This is a genomic window from Arthrobacter sp. 754 (genome assembly GCF_040548695.1).
Classification (GTDB): domain Bacteria; phylum Actinomycetota; class Actinomycetes; order Actinomycetales; family Micrococcaceae; genus Arthrobacter.
Map to the genome: position 1 here is coordinate 947,670 of NZ_JBEPSC010000001.1, position 16,662 is coordinate 964,331.

13 protein-coding genes are annotated in these 16,662 nt (G+C 67.1%); 3 read left to right on the top strand and 10 right to left on the bottom strand.

Going from position 1 to position 16,662, the window contains the following annotated elements; all coding sequences use genetic code 11:
* Window positions 1–16 precede the first annotated feature (16 nt).
* Window positions 17–1,513: an APC family permease gene (locus ABIA70_RS04495; RefSeq protein ID WP_354146358.1), complete on the bottom strand. Its 1,497-nt coding sequence runs from the start codon at window positions 1,511–1,513 to the stop codon at window positions 17–19.
* 291 nt (window positions 1,514–1,804) lie between these two features.
* Here ABIA70_RS04495 and ABIA70_RS04500 point away from each other — a divergent pair, with 291 nt between their 5' ends.
* Entirely contained in the window at window positions 1,805–2,926 is a 1,122-nt protein-coding gene (locus ABIA70_RS04500) for a hypothetical protein (RefSeq protein ID WP_354146359.1), read from the top strand.
* Window positions 2,923–4,791, top strand: coding sequence for a metallophosphoesterase (locus tag ABIA70_RS04505; protein ID WP_354146360.1), 1,869 nt, complete (start codon window positions 2,923–2,925; stop codon window positions 4,789–4,791). The genes ABIA70_RS04500 and ABIA70_RS04505 overlap by 4 nt, the downstream gene beginning before the upstream one ends.
* A 28-nt stretch (window positions 4,792–4,819) precedes the next feature.
* On the opposite strand, the gene ABIA70_RS04510 is transcribed toward ABIA70_RS04505, so the two are convergent.
* Window positions 4,820–5,473 (bottom strand): TetR/AcrR family transcriptional regulator, encoded by a 654-nt coding sequence (locus ABIA70_RS04510; protein WP_354146361.1) that lies wholly within the window; start codon window positions 5,471–5,473, stop codon window positions 4,820–4,822.
* 98 nt (window positions 5,474–5,571) lie between these two features.
* Between ABIA70_RS04510 and ABIA70_RS04515 the strand changes: the two genes are divergently transcribed.
* Window positions 5,572–6,714 (top strand): flavin-containing monooxygenase, encoded by a 1,143-nt coding sequence (locus ABIA70_RS04515; protein ID WP_354146362.1) that lies wholly within the window; start codon window positions 5,572–5,574, stop codon window positions 6,712–6,714.
* Window positions 6,715–6,726: 12 nt separating this feature from the next.
* On the opposite strand, the gene ABIA70_RS04520 is transcribed toward ABIA70_RS04515, so the two are convergent.
* The 8 genes from ABIA70_RS04520 to ABIA70_RS04555 all read right to left on the bottom strand — a co-directional run bounded on the left by ABIA70_RS04520 (window position 6,727) and on the right by ABIA70_RS04555 (window position 16,507).
* Window positions 6,727–6,960: a zinc-ribbon domain-containing protein gene (locus ABIA70_RS04520; protein WP_354146363.1), complete on the bottom strand. Its 234-nt coding sequence runs from the start codon at window positions 6,958–6,960 to the stop codon at window positions 6,727–6,729.
* Between the two features lie 66 nt (window positions 6,961–7,026).
* On the bottom strand, window positions 7,027–8,244 hold the full coding sequence (locus ABIA70_RS04525; protein ID WP_354146364.1) for an MFS transporter: 1,218 nt from the start codon (window positions 8,242–8,244) through the stop codon (window positions 7,027–7,029).
* 77 nt (window positions 8,245–8,321) lie between these two features.
* Window positions 8,322–8,798 (bottom strand): HEPN domain-containing protein, encoded by a 477-nt coding sequence (locus ABIA70_RS04530; RefSeq protein WP_354146365.1) that lies wholly within the window; start codon window positions 8,796–8,798, stop codon window positions 8,322–8,324.
* Window positions 8,795–9,388 carry a nucleotidyltransferase domain-containing protein gene (locus tag ABIA70_RS04535; RefSeq protein WP_354146366.1) on the bottom strand — a complete coding sequence of 198 codons (594 nt, stop codon included), beginning with the start codon at window positions 9,386–9,388 and terminating at the stop codon, window positions 8,795–8,797. Before ABIA70_RS04535 ends, ABIA70_RS04530 begins: the two co-directional genes overlap by 4 nt.
* 525 nt (window positions 9,389–9,913) lie before the next feature.
* Window positions 9,914–11,284, bottom strand: coding sequence for a TrkH family potassium uptake protein (locus tag ABIA70_RS04540; protein WP_354146367.1), 1,371 nt, complete (start codon window positions 11,282–11,284; stop codon window positions 9,914–9,916).
* Between the two features lie 10 nt (window positions 11,285–11,294).
* Window positions 11,295–13,283, bottom strand: coding sequence for an APC family permease (locus tag ABIA70_RS04545; RefSeq protein ID WP_502917156.1), 1,989 nt, complete (start codon window positions 13,281–13,283; stop codon window positions 11,295–11,297).
* Window positions 13,284–13,472: 189 nt separating this feature from the next.
* Window positions 13,473–14,144 carry a response regulator gene (locus tag ABIA70_RS04550; RefSeq protein WP_354146369.1) on the bottom strand — a complete coding sequence of 224 codons (672 nt, stop codon included), beginning with the start codon at window positions 14,142–14,144 and terminating at the stop codon, window positions 13,473–13,475.
* Window positions 14,129–16,507 carry a DUF4118 domain-containing protein gene (locus ABIA70_RS04555; RefSeq protein ID WP_354146370.1) on the bottom strand — a complete coding sequence of 793 codons (2,379 nt, stop codon included), beginning with the start codon at window positions 16,505–16,507 and terminating at the stop codon, window positions 14,129–14,131. Before ABIA70_RS04555 ends, ABIA70_RS04550 begins: the two co-directional genes overlap by 16 nt.
* Window positions 16,508–16,662: the final 155 nt, after the last annotated feature.

Here is a 16,662-nt window from a genome sequence, read left to right on the forward strand (position 1 = left end):
TGCGCCGCCACGGACCCTAGGGACCGTGGGGAGGCGGCGGGAGCCTGTCGTCCTTGCCGACTTTCTGGATGCCCACGGGTTCGCCTTCAGCAGTGTTGGTCCGTTTGTTGATCAGATAGGTGATGAACCAGAGCACGACGCCGATCGCCATCAGTCCCCCGGCGATCTGGTACTGGATGATGTTGCGGCCCACCCACGGTCCGGCGAGGAACGCACACAGCAGCGCGGCCACCAGCGGTGACGGGCCGGGCGAAGTGAAGAACACCTTCCGGTTGGGGTCACGCTTTCGGCGGAGGACCACGCAGGCGACGTTGACAACGGTGAACACGAGCAGCAGCAGGAAGGCCGTGGTGCCGGAGAGATTGGCCACCACGTTGCTCTTGGGATCGCTGGTGACGTACCAGATCAGGAACAGCGCCAGGACGGTGGAGAACAGGATGCCTGCCCACGGGGTGCGGCGCGTCGGGAGCACTTTCCCGAGCGGCCGCGGCAGGACGTTCTGCCGTGCCATGCCGTAGATCAGGCGGCTTGCCATCAGCATGTTGATCAGGGCCGTGTTGGCAACGGCGAAGACCGCGAGGAACGGGAAGATCCTGTCGATGGGGAAGTCCGGTGAGCCCTTGTGGACCACTTCAAGGAGGGCCGCACCTTCGGCTTCCCTGATGTTCTCCAGCTCGGTGGGCGAGAGGACGCTGACCACGGAGACGGCCACCAGCATGTAGAGGATCACCGCGATGCCCAGTCCGGTGAGCATGGTGCGCGGGAAGATCTTCTCCGGGTTCCGGGTTTCCTCCACCATGTTCACCGAGTCCTCGAAGCCCACCATGGCGAAGAAAGCGATGGAGGTGGCCGCAGTCACGGCCAGGAACAGACCCTTGTCCTGGTAGTCGTTGAAGACGAAGATCTCCGCCGGGTTCCCCGTGCCCTGCGCCATCACGTAGAAGCCGACGCCGATCACGATGCACAGGGCGGTCATTTCAACGATGGTCAGGACCACGTTGAACTTCACGCTCTCGCCCACGCCGCGCAGGTTGATGACAGCCAGCAGGAGCATGAATCCCATGGCAACCGCGGTGATCACGCCTTGCGCGGGCACATCCATCCAGCCGTTGATCGCGAGCCCGCCGAAGAAGTTCTGCGCAAGGACGTTCGCGGACGTGGAGGCGCTGGTAATCCCGGAGCAGACCACGGCGAAGGCCACCAGGAACGTGACGAAGTGGATGCCGAAGGCCTTGTGGGTGTAGAGGGCAGCGCCCGCCGCCTGCGGGTACTGGGTGACAAGTTCGAGGTACGAAAAGGCGGTCAGCGTGGCCACGACGAAGGCCAGCAGGAAGGGCAGCCAGACAATGCCGCCCACGGTCCCGGCCATGGTTCCGGTGACGGCATAGACGCCCGCGCCAAGGATGTCTCCGACGATGAACAGGAGCAGGAGCTTAGGTCCCATGACCCGCTTGAGCTCGTGTTTGTCACCGTCAGGAGAGACGTCGAACACTTGATCCGGGGCGGTGCTCATGCCTGACCTCCACAGTCGAAACAACCACAGTCGAAACGATGCGGCTACTTCAGGGTGATCCTCGGGTGTCCCGATGGCAACACGTTCCGCCCGTCTATGTGGACAACCTGGCTGACAAGTTCCTCCCAAATACCGGCTCCCAAGTACCGCAGCGCCGTCGAAGTAGGTACCAGTTACTCGTGACACCCGCTTGAACTGAATCCTAGGCTCGGATGCACAGGCGGCCATGGCAATGATCGATTGTGCTGCAGATGCTGCTGGGAACATGGAGTCCGACTCCGGGGAGCAACATTGCACGACTTTGGATTTTTTCGCCCAGCCGGGCGTACGCGGCTCCAGGCACTGCTGACAGCGCTGCTGCTTGCCGCGGAGGGTGCCCTGGTGATGGTGCCCGTTGCGGCGTCGGCAGCCGAAGGTGACATGCGCCCTGCCACCAACTGTACGGTGCGGCTGCTCGACAGCCTGGGTGGCCGGGGCAGCAACGCGGTCGCGACGAGCAGCAGCGGCCTGGTGGCTGGCATCGCCGACACTGCCATGGGCGAGTCCGCGCCCGTCCTCTGGCGGGACGGGACGGCGACCCCGCTTTCGATCCCGCTCCAGACCGCCGTCCCCACCTCGGTGAACGGGGCCGGAGTCGTCGTCGGCACGGGGTATGACGCTGCCGGTGAAGTGCTGGTGGGCTGGTGGTGGCAGGACGGGCAGTACCACCGGCTCCCCGTAAGCCCCGGTGACATCGCGCTCCCGTCGATGGTGTCGGACAGCGGCGTCGTAGTCGGGGCGCTGATCAACGATGAGGAGCACGCCGACGGGCCCGGCGCCGACGACGACGAGCGTCCCGCTGTCTGGTCCGCCGTGACCGCGGCACCCCGCGAGCTCAAACTTCCCCCAGGCGCGACGAGCGGTCACGCGTTCGCGATCGGCACGAACGGCACGATCGGCGGGGTGACCCTCGCCGACGGTGGTACGCCGGTCCTATGGGCGCCGAACGGCACCCCGAAGGCCCTGCCGACCCTCGCCGGGCAGGGCGGTGTGGTACTCGCGATCGACTCCACCGGGCAGGCCCTCGGCCAGAGTGCCGTGCCCGCGGGAACCCACGCGGTCAACTGGGACGCCTCCGGCCGCATCACCGACCTGGGCGCAGCGGCCGCCGGCCCCGCCTCGAACGCACTGGCAGGCATACCGGGAATCGCCGTCGGAACGGGCAGCACGCCGTCCTTCCGCGCGTCGCGTCCGCAGGCGGTGATGTGGGTCGGTAAGAACGCCCGGATCCTGCCACCGGGTTCGGACGGCCAGTTCGTCGGCGTGTCCGGGGCAGCGAACTCCGTGTCACGGCAGGGCGCCACCACCGTTGTGGTCGGATTCTCTGCGGCAGCCAACGGGCTGCGCCGCGCGACCGAATGGAGCTGTCGATGAACCGCCGCCTCCCCGGTGCGCCGCGCGTGCGCCGCCCCCTGCGCCGGGTTCTGGCCGTCCTGCTCGGCGGGGCACTGGTTCTAGCCAACGGATTCGCTCTCACCGCATCGCAGGATTCCCCGGCCGCCGCCGCATCCACGGTGAGCCTGGGATTCGTCGGCGACACCGGCGGCAACACGGTGACCGGCAAGGTAATCGACGCGGCACGCAACGCGGGAGCCGCGGCAATGTTCAACCTCGGCGACCTGTCCTACTCCCAGATAACCCCGGAGACTTCCTGGTGTTCTTTCGTCTCGCAGCACGCCGGAGCGATGCCCTATGAGGTGGTGTCCGGGAACCACGAGGACGACGGCCCCGACGGGGTGTGGTCGAACTTCGCCGCATGCCTGCCGGACCAGCTCGGCTCAATGGGAGCCTACGGCCAGCAGTTTTACACGGACTACCCGGCGGCGAGCCCGTTGGTTCGCGTGATCATGGTGTCCCCGAAGCTGACCTTCAGCGGGACGACGCAGAACTGGTCCTACAAGGTGGGCACACAGGGCTACGACTTCGTGTCATCCACGATCGACGCGGCACGGGCTGCGGGGATCCCGTTCGTCGTCGTTGGCATGCACATGGCCTGCCTGACCATGGTCAACTACCCTTGCGGCGGCAGCCCTGACCTGATGAACCTGCTGGTGGCCAAGAAGGTGGACCTCTACCTGCAGGCGCACGACCATGCTTATGCGCGCAGCTACCCGCTCGCGCTCCAAGGCACGTGTACGGCGATCCCTGTCAGCAGCTTTAACCCAGACTGTGTCGCCGACACCAACCCCACAGGCCAGTTTGCCGCCGGGACCGGGACGATCCTTGCGACCGTAGGTTCGGGCGGCAGGTCCATCAACAGCGAGAGCAACACGACGACGGCGCCCTACTTCCAGACCTTCATGGGCAGCAACAACAACCCGACCTACGGCTTCCTCAAAGTGTCGGTGACCGATACGACGCTGACCGGCCAGTTCGTCGGCGCCTCCGGCGGGACCTACTCCGACCGTTTTACGCTCACCCGCCCAGCACCCTCGCCAAGCCCGACGCCGACCCCCACACCAACGCCGACGGTAACCGCGACCCCCACACCCACGCCCACACCCACGCCCACGCCCACCCCGACGCCGACCCCAACCCCCACACCGACACCAACACCGGCGACCTCCCCGACCGTCCGGTCGTCGGCCTCCGGAGCCGGCGAGCTGACTGCAACGGGTTCGTACACGCCCACCCTGCCGGCAGGCTGGCAGCCCGGCGACACGGTCTTCCTGTTCTCGCAGGTCACTGTGGCGGGGTCGGCGAACACCACTGCTCCGGCGGGGTGGACACGGGCAGTCGCCGACTTCACCAGCGCCGGATCCACCTCGGCGCACCAGGCGGTCTGGTACCGGGTGATGCAGGCAGGCGACACCGCGCCGAGCGTGCCTGAACCCGCCTCCCGGTATGCCTGGGCGACGGTTGCGGTGCAAGGCGCAGACACCACCACGCCGCTGGACGTCACGCCCGCCACGGACACCAACAGCGGGGTGGCCTACCCGGATGTCCGGGCTCCGTCGGTCACTCCGGCGACACCGGGTGCGTTGCTGCTGACCGCACACGGTGTGCGGAACTCCACCACCTCGGCGACGACGACCTTCACGCCAGCGTCGGGCATGGCCGAGGTGGGCGACGTAACGTCGAACATCGCGTCCAAGTCGAACGCAGCCCTCGAGGTCGGCTTCCTCTCGTTGACCGATACGTCCCCAACCGGCGCGAAGACGGCCACCGCAGCCTCAAGCTCCGGCACGCTCATCAGCCAGTGCGGCTCGTCCATCGTCGTGCGCCCGGCGTCGCCCTGACCCCGGCCGCCGCCCTGACCTGTGCAGGCTACGCCAATGCCGCCGCCAAGGAACGGACCAGCCAGTCGCGGTAGGCAGCCTTGGTCCAGCCGCCCTCCCCCACGAGTGTCCGGTACGTCTGCGGGTGGCCCAGCGACCAGATGGCGGCGGCGGCATCGGCGTCGGACATCCCGGACGCCAGCCCGCCGCGGGACCGCAGCGCGGCGGCGGCCTCCCGGTACCTATCGAGCCGCTGCAGGGCCCGGGCCGTCTGCAGCTTGTCCACGGCGGGGTCGACGGCGGCGGCCTGGGCGATGAGCCCCACCACAGGCCCGGTGCGCTGATGGACCTCAAGGAACCAGTCGGCGAGGACGGCGATGAGGGCGTCAAAGTCCGGCGCTTCAGCGGTCCGCCGCCGCATCAGTTCCAGGACGTTCGACGGCGAGTGGGGGCCCGACGCCGCCGCATCCAGCACCGCGGACAGCAGCGCAGCCTTGTTCCCCACGGAGTTGTAGACGGTCTGCAGCGCAACGCCGCTTTCGGCAGCGATGGCCTCGACGGTGGTGGGCACATAGCCCTGTTTGGCGAAGAGCCGCCCGGCCGCGTCCACTATGAGGGCCCGCGTTTCAGCAGCCTGGACCGCCCGGCGGGTGGGCCTCGGCCCTGCGTCGGACTCCGCAACTGCGGCCCGGGAATCAGTCATAAAATTTAGACTAGTCCTCCACTGACTGGAATGCTATTCTAGTGAAATCCGAAGGGCCTCCGGCCTGGAGCGCCCCGGGTTTGGCTAAGGAGCCATCGATGGATTCACAGACAGTTGACGTTGTGGTGGTCGGTGCAGGGCAGGCAGGCCTCGCTTCCGGCTACTTCCTGAAGCGGGCCGGCATGGACTTCGTCATCCTTGAGGGCAACGCCCGGGTGGGTGACGTGTGGCGGGACCGCTGGGATTCACTTCGCCTCTTCACGCCCGCCCGGTACAGCGCACTTCCCGGACTGAAGTTCCCCGCACCGGCCGGATCTTTCCCCGGCAAAGATGCGTTCGCGGATTACCTGGAGAGCTATGCGCAGCATTTCCAGCTGCCGGTACGCACTCGGGTTCAGGTCCTCTCCGTACGCAAGGCCGGGAGCATGTTCGAGGTGCAGACCAGCGATGGGCCATTGCAGGCACACGCCGTGGTGGTTGCTGCGGGTCCCAATTCGGCCCCCAATATCCCCGACGTGGCGCTGGACCTGGACGGAGAAATCCAGCAGCTTCACTCCTCGGGTTACAGCAGCCCGGCGGGCCTTCCCGGGGGCGACGTCCTGGTGGTGGGCGCCGGGACCTCCGGCGCGGAGATCGCCCTCGAACTCGCCCACAAGCACCGTTCCGGACAGGTCTTCCTGGCAGGACGGCCCACTCCGCACATCCCCGACGCCGTTTTCCGTTATGCCGGCGCGCTCTACTGGCGCCTGGTCAATTCGGTGCTCACGCTGGACACCAAGCCCGGACGAAAGGTGGCGCAGGGCTTCCATCGCCGCGGCGCCCCGCTCATCCGGGTGTCCATGGAGGACGTCGAGCGCGCAGGCGTCATCCGTCTCCCCCGCCTCACCGGCGCCTCAGCCGGCAAGCCGGTGTTCGGCGCCGGGACCTCCGACGGCGGGACCCCCGCCCCGGGTGCCGCGCCGGGTACCGCCCCAAGCGCCGCGCCCGCCAACCTCCGGACCGTCATCTGGGCAACAGGCTTCCGCCCGGATTTCGGCTGGATCGAAGGCCTGCCCGTGGATGATCTCGGGTGGCCGGCAACCACCCGGGGCGTGGTGGCGGAGATCCCGGGCCTGTACTTCGTGGGCATGCCGTTCCAGTACGCCCTGACCTCCGCGATCGTGGGCGGGGTTGGCCGGGACGCGGAGTATGTGGTGGAGCACCTTGCGGCCCGCCACGCCCTGACCAGCACAAATGCCTGACGGACGTGCCGGTTACAGCCCCACCAGAGCCTTCCGCTCCCGCGAGCTGATCGAGGAGACCCGGCCGCAGTTCGAGCAGGTGATCTGGTAGGTCCGCGACGTGGTCAGGATGGGAATGAAGAACAGTGTGAACTTGCGGGCGTGCTCGTCCAGGTAATGCTGGACGAACTGTCCGCAGTTCTGGCAGGTGGCGGCCCGCCCGGGCAGGGCGCGGACAACGGTTTTGAGGCCGAAGATGAGAAGCATGAAGTTCCCCTTCCAGGGTTCCGATATGAGGGGACACTTCGAGGATACCGTTAATCCGAAGTAGCCTTAGTAATTCCGCCGGTGCCTCAGTCTCGGCAACACGACGGCGAACACACCCGCCGCCGCGAAGCCCAGGACCCCCGTGGCCGAGACGCCCGCACCCAGCGTCGCCAGGGCCGTCACCCCGGAGAGCAGGACAGGCCCGCCCGTGGAGCCCGCATCCGCGATGAACCGCCACAGCCCCAGGAACTGGCCGCGGCCCCGGTCGGGCGAGAAGTCGGCGCCGAGCGTCATGATCAGGCCGGAGCTGATGCCGTTCCCGAAGCCGATCAGCAGCGAGGCCAGCAGCAGCCCGGTGAAAGAGGCAGTGAGCGGGATCAGGAACATCGCGATCCCCATGATGACCGTGGACGGGATGGCCACGAACAGCCTGCCGCGCCGGTCCATCACCTTCCCGGCCGGGTAGAACACCAGCATGTCAATCGCCCCGGACAGCCCGTAGATCACTGACGCCTGGGCCGGGTCCATCCCCAGGTGGTCCGCCCACAGCGGAATCACCACCTGCCGGGACGCGCGCAGGGCACTCAGCAGCAGGATTCCCACGCCCAGCGTCAGGAAGACGCGGCCATGCGACACAGCCACATTCCGCAGCGTCGGCTCCGGACCCTTGTGTCCGCCGTCGGGCGCGGGCGGGACCACCAGATCCGGGATGGTGACGGCCAGGACCGCGGCCGCCGCCATGCCCACCACGCCCACCCAGTACGCCCCGGCGATCCCGGCGAACTGCATCACGCCGGCGCCGATGAACGGGCCGACAAAAACACCGATCCTGCTCACGCCGCCCAGCGTGGAGAGCGCCCGTGCCCGGAACTGGATGGGCACGGCCTCGGTGAGGTACTTCTGCCGGGCCAGGCTGAACACGCTCGCGGCCATCCCGACGACGACCATCGCCACCGCGAGCAGCCACAGTCCGTTGGGGATCAGGGAGGACATGGCGGCGGCCGCGAGCGCCAGGGCGCCTGTCGCCGCAGCGCCGACAATGGACCAGCGTTCGCCGAACTTGAGCGTAATGAGGGACGCCGGCAGGTTGAAGAACCACGAGCCGAGCCCGATCAGCGTGACAATCAGCGCGGACACGGCCACCGAGGCGCCGAGGTCGCGGGCGGACAGGACAACCACCGGGAGGACAGCGCCTTCGCCGATGCAGAAGAGCAGCGCTGGGCCGAATGCGGGTATGGCGATGCTTCGGAAGTTGAAAGGCTGCGGGGATCCTGGCGAAGTCATCAGATTTATCTTAGGCCGCAGCGGCGTCCTCCCCTTGCGTGCTCAAACCGTCACTTCCGCGCCGCAGGCGGCTGCGCTCACCTCTGGAAGGGCGGCATGACTCTCACTAGTTCGGAGGCTTTCTCGATGATGTCACGTGCCGCGGTTCGTGCATCGACGGCCTCCTCCGGGCCGGCCACGGGCTTGCCGACGGCCGGGTACTGGCTGTCGTTGCGTAATTGTCGCATCCAGCGGAATTGGCCAAATACCTCTTGGCCCGCCGACCCTACTTGTTCCAGGACGGCTTCCTGGACGACCCTGTGTCCGCCATCGCCTTTTGGCCGCAGGCCCTGGGTGAGCAGCAGCGCCGTCATGGCCTTGCGGGCTGCGTCGTAGGCCAAATTGAAACTTCCGGTCGGGTCAACGTCGTGGGCCGCTTCCGAACCCCTGAGGTGCTGCTCGGCCTGCTCGAGATATTTCAGGGCAAGGCCTCTATCGGGAGCGACGAGGTCGAGTTCCCCGTTCCTAAGGAGACCTTCGATGTGAGCCTCCCCAAAAGGCCAGTGAGGTGTCATGAGTCGCTCCCCCGTTCCACGTCGAGTTCAAGTATCGGACGCTCTTTGATGCTTCTGATGAAATATTCGCTGTCATCCTTCCACGACTCGGCAGAGATAGTCCGGATGTTCACTTCTCGGCCGAGCCTGCGGCTGGCAGCCTCCGCCGCATCCGCTATGGCAAGTCTGTTGGGCGTCCCAACCACCAGCACATCTATGTCAGCCGGATCGGTTCCCTCCACGCCCTCATGGCGCGCGGCCCACGAGCCGTATATGTACGCTTTTTCGACTCCCGAAATTCCCGAGAGAATCTCGGGGAGGACTACGAGTGGTCCGTAAGAGTACTCCAGCATCTGAACCAGGGGATGAAACAGGGGGTGTGCCCTGTTTGCCGAGATCATCCGATTTCGGCCGAGCTTGCGCTCACGGACGATGCCACCCTGAAGCAGTCGATTGATTTCGCGCAAGACCGAGGGAAGGTTCGTGGCAACGCGCTCCGCCAGGGCAGTGATGTTCCACTGCTCTTCCGGGCTCAACAGGAGCACCGCCAGTACGTCACCCTGCAGGTTGGACCGCAGGAGTGGCGCGAGCAGCGGCACGGTAGATTTCATATTTGCTATGTTATCTTAGTTTTTTTGAAAGTAAGAAAATTGGAGCAGATTCAGGGGGTCACAAGAAGCCTCAGGAGGACTACCGTTTGCCTTGAGGGGCACTGCAGCTGCGCCCTCGTCAAACCAGAGGGAGGTTCCATGGGTGAAGTGTGGATCCGCACCATACACAACAGTCTGGTCCGGGCGGATAAGGTCACGGAAATTGCGTCAACCCGCGGGTCGCTTCACGAGGACCAGGGTTATTCGCTCAAGGTCATTATGGAGGGGAAGGCCCACGTTGTAATTGACGACGGCGAACTGCCGGGCTCGTTTGCCGAACGGCAGGAATACGCTCGGCACATTGAGGACGCACTGCTCCTTGCCATCGACGAGGCGCGCCGGGCCGAAGAGTCAGTGGTGATCTCTTTTGAACCGGAAAGCCAGCGCTGGTCCTTGGCGGCAGCGCCGGAATTGGTGGGCGGCCTGAACGTTCATAAAGGAAACGGGATCACTAATTTCCATAGTGCCGGTGAGCGGGCAGGCCGGTCAGCCGATGATCGGCCGCTCTTCAGGCAGCCGGAACAGTCGAGGGTGTGCGGACAGGGCAAGGGCGGAGGCCACCGTCACCGTCCCGATGCGCCCGGTGAACATCAGCACCATCAGCACCCACTCCGCCGACGGCGGCAGGTGGTAGGTGATCCCTGTGCTCACGCCAACTGTGGCGAACGCCGAAATCGATTCGAAGAGGACTTTTTCGAGGCTGTAGTCGGTCAGCATGAGCAGCAGCATGGTCCCGGCGACGACGGCGGCCACACCCAGGAGTGCCACGGACAGGGCCTGCCGCTGGGATGACGGGCTGACCGAGCGGTGTGCGATGACCACTTCGTCGCGTCCGCGGACCTCGTTCCAGATGGAAAAGCCCAGCACCAGGAACGTGGTGATCTTGATGCCGCCGGCCGTTCCGGCGCTGCCGCCGCCGATGAACATCAGGATGTTGGTGGCCATCAGCGTCTCCGGCGATGCGAGGCCGTAGTCGATGCTGTTGAAGCCCGCCGTGCGGGGGAAGACGCCGCCGGCCACCGAAGCCATGATCTTGCCGGTCAGGGACAGCTGCCCGAGCGTTTCGTTCCTGTTCCACTCAAAGGCGGCGAACAGCGCAATTCCCACAGCCAGGAGCAGCAGCGTTCCGTAGACGGTCAGCCGCAGGTGGATGTTCCAGTTCCTGGGCTTCTCGCCGCGCAGCAGCTGGATGATCACCGGAAAGCCCAGGCCGCCGGCGATGATGGCCAGGCAGATGGGCGTGATGATCCAGGGGTCGGACGCCAGGCCGATCAGGTTGTCGCTGAAAAGCGAGAAGCCGGCGTTGTTGAACGCCGAGACGGAATGGAAAATGCCGTGCCACAGGGCCGTGGCCGGGTTTGAGTCGTAGGCCAGCCAGAACCGGCCGGTGAGGAGAACCGCGGTTGCCCCTTCGAAGACAAGCATGATCCTGGCCACCCGCACCAGCACCGCCCGGACGTCGCCGAGGTTGAGCGTGTGCGTTTCGGACTGGGCCACCAGCTGGCCGCGCAGCCCGATGCTCTTGCGGACCAGCAGCGCCAGCAGCGTGGCCAGCGTCATGATGCCGAACCCGCCGGCCTGGATGAGTCCCAGGATGATGGCCTGGCCGAACGGGGTCCAGAACGTTGCCGTGTCCACCACCACCAGGCCGGTGACGCAGACGGCCGAGACCGACGTGAAGAGCGCGGGCATCAATATGTCGGCGCCGGAATCCGTCCGCGCAATGGGGAGCATCAGCAGCCCGGCGCCCAGGATGATCACCGCCAGGAAGGCCAGCGGGAGGGAACGGACCGGATGGGACAGTGCCCGCCGGATGAAGTTTTCCTTCTTCGCGACCCGGTCCACCTTGGTGCTCATCCGACGGTCCTCATCCGACGTGGACCCCCGGCCTGAGGTCAGGGTCAGGCTCGTTTTCGCGGATGATTTCGCGGACCACGGGGGCTGTGTCGCCGCGTCCCAGCAGCAGGTAGCGCATCAGGTGGGCGAGCGGATTTCCCTCAGCCCACTCGAAGTAGGCGTGCGGCCGGACACCGGTGGCGTCCCGGAGTGCCAGCAGGATGGCGGCGATCGCGTTGGGCGCGGCCGGGCTGTCCGCCCGCAGGACCCGGTGGCCGTCCACCTCGATCCCCCGCACTTCAAGGATTTCGCTGAAACCTGAGGGGTCGGTGATGTCGATTTCGAGGAAGATGACGTCGGCGGTGCCGGGAACGGGGTTGTTCTCGCGCTGGGTGGCTTCCTTGTCGGCGTATTCCGCGGCGTCCCTTTTCTGCGGCCGGTTGGCGATCAGGTTGATCCGGCCGTCGAATTCCAGGGTGTCGCTGACGAAGCGGCGGGCGTTGTCGTCGAATTTGATCGTGTCCACGCGCAGCTCGGTGGTGCGGCTGATCCGCGACACCAGGGACACGGCCACGATGCCCAGGATGAAGAATCCGGAGATGGTGATGCCGTCCGGCTTGGCAATCACATTCGCCGCCAGGGCATAGAGCATCACCAGCGTCAGGATAGTGAACCCGATTGCGGCACCCCGCTGTTTCCGGCGGATGGCCGAGATGGTGACGGCCACCGCGCCGGAGACCATCATGGCGAGGATCCCGGTGGCGTAGGCGCCGGCCTGGGCATTGACGTCGGCCTTGAAGCCGAGGGTGATCAGGATGCTGATGGCCGTGTACACCAGAACCACGGGGCGGACCGCGCGGGACCAGTCCGGAGCCATGCCGTAGGAAGGCAGGTACCGGGGCACGATGTTAATCAGGCCGGCCATCGCCGAGGCCCCTGCGAACCAGAGGATCAGGATGCTGCTGACGTCGTACGCCGAGCCGAAGCCGTTGCCGAGGAGTTCGTGGGCCAGGTACGCCAGGGCGCGGCCGTTGGCTTCGCCGCCCGCCTGGAAGGCCTCGGCCGGGATGAGGACGGTGGTGACGAAGCTGCTGCCGATCAGGTAGACGCTCATGATGAGGGCGGCCACGGTCAGGAGCTTGCGCGTGTTCTTCACCCTGCTGGCCAGCTTTTCCTCCGGCGTGGCGCCCTTGGACGCCACCAGCGGCATCATGCTGACGCCGGTTTCGAAGCCGGACAGCCCCAGGACCAGCAGGGGGAACGCCACCAGCGCGGGGCCTACCACGCCTCCGATCCCGCCTCCGGCGGAGGTGAGCGCCGCGGTCCAGTCACTCAGGGCACCCGGCGAGGTGACGGCGTCGTACATCCCGACGCCGATGATCACCGCGTTCAGCACCAGGAACACCGCCACCAGCGGGATGGCGACGGCGACGGCTTCGGAGAAGCCCAGCAGGAACACGCCGCACAGGATCAGGAGCAGCGCCACGGTGATGGGCACCGCCTGGCCCTCCAGGAACGGCGGCAGGTAGGGGTTTTCGAGCAGGTGGACGGTGGCATCCGCGGCGGACAGCGTGATGGTGACAATCCAGGAGGTGGCAACAAAGCCGAGCAGGACCAGGACGAATATCTTGCCCCGCCAGAACGGCAGGAGCCGCTCGAGCATCGCCACCGAGCCCTGGCCGTGCGGGCTCTCAACGGCCACGCGCCGGTACATCGGCAGCATCCCCACCAGCGTCAGGGCCACGATCAGCAGGGTGGCCAGCGGCGACAGGGCGCCGGCGGCGAGCGCGGCGATGCCCGGCAGGTAGGACAGGGTGGAGAAGTAGTCCACGCCGGTGAGGCACATGACCTTCCACCAGCTCTGCTGGTGGACGTGGTCTTCGGCTGACTCGGGACCGGCCGGGTGGTGGACCTTGTGCTCCAGCAGCCACCTGACCAGAGCGTTACCGGGCTTGGGTTCCTGTTCCGGGTTGGGCACGGTGGCTGGGATGGAAAACTGGGCTGAAGCCGTCAAGGACATGTCCTTCTTTGCTGCGGGGGCGGGCACGTACAGCCCGCTCCGGGAGCAGTGTGCCGCCTATAACCAACGGAGCGTAGCACCGGGTCAGGGCCCAAAACCCCGGAATTCCGGGGATCTTAATGCTTTCTTAACGCCCGGTATAGCGTCCCGTGTAACGCCCGACGGCGGCGCTCACCGGGGCCGTCGGGCTCACTCCTGGAAGCGGTAGCCGAGGCCCTGTTCGGTGAGCAGGTGGCGCGGGTTGGCGGGGTCGGTTTCCAGTTTCCGCCGCAGCTGGGCCAGGTAGACCCGCAGGTAGTTGGTCTCGCCGGCGTACGCCGGACCCCAGACCTGGTTAAGCAGTTCGTCGTGGGTGACCAAGGCACCGCGGTTCCTGGCCAGCAGCTCCAGGATCTTCCATTCAGTGGGAGTCAGCCGGACAGGTTCGCCGGCCCGGGTGACCCGCTTCGCCGCCAGGTCCACGGTGAAGTGCTCGGTTTCCACCACGGGGAGGTCGGCTGAGGTCCCGCGCCGCAGGGCCGCGCGCAGCCTGGCCAGGAGTTCATCCATGCCGAACGGTTTGGTCACGTAATCGTCCGCGCCGGCGTCCAGGGCCTGGATCTTGTCGTCCGATCCGTGCCGGGCGGACAGGACCACGATGGGCACGTCGCTCCAGCGCCGCAGCCGGCGGATGACTTCCACGCCGTCGAGGTCCGGAAGCCCGAGGTCCAGGATCACGACGTCGGCCTGGTGCGCGGCTGCCTGCTCCAGCGCCCCGTGGCCGGTGAAGGCCGTCAGGGTTGAGTAGCCGCGGGCCTGCAGGTTGATCTGCAGGGCGCGGAGGATGGGGACCTCGTCATCAACGATCAGTACTGCCGCCATGCCGTCCCTCCCTTGCCTGGTTCAGTGCGGATGTCCGGTTGCGTGCGGATGCCCGGTTCGGGGCGGCGTGCCGGGGCCGCGCCCGTCGAAAGCGGCAGGCGCACCACCATGGTCAGTCCCCCGCCCGGAGTGGGCTCGGCCAGCAGGACCCCGCCCATGGCCTCGGTGAAGCCTTTGGCCACGGCCAGTCCCAGCCCGATTCCGGTGCCCGGGTTGGTGTCGTCAGCCCGTTGGAACGGCCTGAACATTGCCAGGACATCCTCGGCGGGGATGCCCCTGCCGTGATCCACCACGGTGAGTTCGCTGGCGGGGGTGTCCCCAATTGTTGCACTGCCGGCCCCGCCCACCGAGCCGGAGATCACCACGTCCGAGTCGGGCGCATACTTCAGGGCATTTTCCACCAGGTTGGCGATCACCCGTTCCAGCATCCCCGGGTCGGCGTCCACCGGCGGCATGTTGTCCGGCAGGAGCAGCCGCAACCGGTCGGAGTCCAGGCCGCGCAGGGCCTCGCCCACGGCGTCGGCCCAGTGGACCGGGCGGATCAGGGGCGATACGGCGTCGGCGGTGATCCGGGACATGTCCAGGAGGTTGCTGACCAGCCGGTCCAGCCGGTCGGCCCCGGATTCAATAGTGGCAAGGAGTTCCTCCTCCTCGGCCGGGCTGAAGCGGATGCTCCGGTCCCGCAGGCTGCTGGCGGCGAGTTTGATGCCGGCAAGCGGGGTGCGGAGGTCGTGGGAGACGGCCCGCAGGATGGAGGTCCGCATCTTGTTCCCCTCGGCCAGGCGGAGGTTTTCGCGCTGGCTCGCGGAGAGCTCCTCGCGCTGGATCATGGCCAGCAGGTGGGCGCCGAACGCTGCCAGCAGCCGCCGTTCGTCCTGGGAAAGCTCCCGGCCGGTGAGGGTCAGCATCCTCTCCCCGTCCAGCTGCTCGGCGATGTTCGTCTGGTCAGGCACCGCCGGCCGCGAAGCACCGGAGTATTCCCGCAGCGCCCAGCTCTCCGGGCGCCTTACCGGGTGCCCGCCGCGCTCCCCTGCCTGCTGCCGGACCCACAGCCCGGCTCCGGCCACCTGGAAATGTTCGCGGACCTGGTCCAGGAACGCCGGGATGCTGTTTCCTTCGGCGACGGCCCGGCGGCTCAGTTCACCCAGGACGGAGGCTTCATTGCCGGCCCGCCACGCTTCCTTGCTGAGCCGGGCGGACCTGTCCACCACCAGCGAGACGGCCACTCCCACGAGCACGAAAATCAGCAGGGCCAGGACGTGTTCGGGGTCGATCACGGTCAGCGATCCCACAGGGCGGACGCTGAAGTAGTTAACAGTCAATCCGGCCAGGACCGCGGCCACCAGCGCCGGCCAGAGCCCGCCGAGCAGCGCAACGGCGATGACGCCGGTGAGCTGGACCAGCATGTCGGTGGACAGCTGGTCGTGCGGCAGCTGCTCCAGGAAGAACTGCAGGGCCGGCGGCAGGCCCACCGCGAGGACGAAGGCGGGCAGTTGCCGGGCCCGCCCCAGGCCGGGGCGGGCGCGGGTACGGTCCGGCAGGCCAGCCTTCTGCGCCACGAGGTGCACATCGATGCTGCCGGCGTTCCGGACCACGGCGGCCACGGTCCCGCCCCTGCCGGGCAGCCCCGCTGCCCGCGGCAGGGCCCGCCTGCCGCGGGACGTCCCCAGGATGAGCTGGCTGGCGGTGACGCTCCGCGCAAACCGGAGCAACGCCGTCGGGATGTCCTCCCCGCCGATCGCATGGAACACGCCGCCGACGCCGGCCGTCACCGTCCGCAGCCGGTCGAGTTCCTTGCCGGACGGGACGGCCCGGGCCGCGGCGGTGCGCACGTGAACCACGTGCAGTTCACCGCCCGCGGCGGCGGCCAGCATCCGCGCTGCCCGCCGGATCAGTGCCTCATCGTCGGGTTTCCCGCTGATCCCGACCACGACCCGCTCCCCGTTCGGTACGCTCCTGCTGTGCAGGGCACGGTCTTCGGACCGGGACTCGAGGTTGCGGATGTCCAGGGTGGAGACGACGTCGATTCCGGCGTCGAGCAGCCTCTCGACCTGCTGCCAGCGGGGAACGCCGGCGTCGCTGGCGGCGAGGTCGTCCACCAGGACGACGGCGGGCGAGCGGCTGAGCAGCGCGTCGACGTCGAGCGCCGGCCCGGTTCCCTGTTCTGCGCCCGGAGCCGGGCACCGTTCCAGGCCGTCAAGGAGATCGCCGGCCCCCGGCCCGGCTCCTGGCCCCACATCAGCGGCACCGACCACCACGTCGGCGCCGTCGGCAGCAAGCCGGCGGCCCTCCTCGAGCAGGGCCAGCGTCTTCCCCTCCCCCGGCGCCGCTCCCGGGACAATGCGCAGATTACCTCGTGACATGCCTCCATTGTTCACTCCCCCGAAGGAGATGGCGTGACACACCTTCCGTAACCTACCCGCCAGTAGTGTTGCGTGGCTCACATTGGATGCCTACTCTGGACAAGGCTTATGCAAACGGGCCACACGCAAGGGCTGCAGCGTCGCAGCCGATGCCG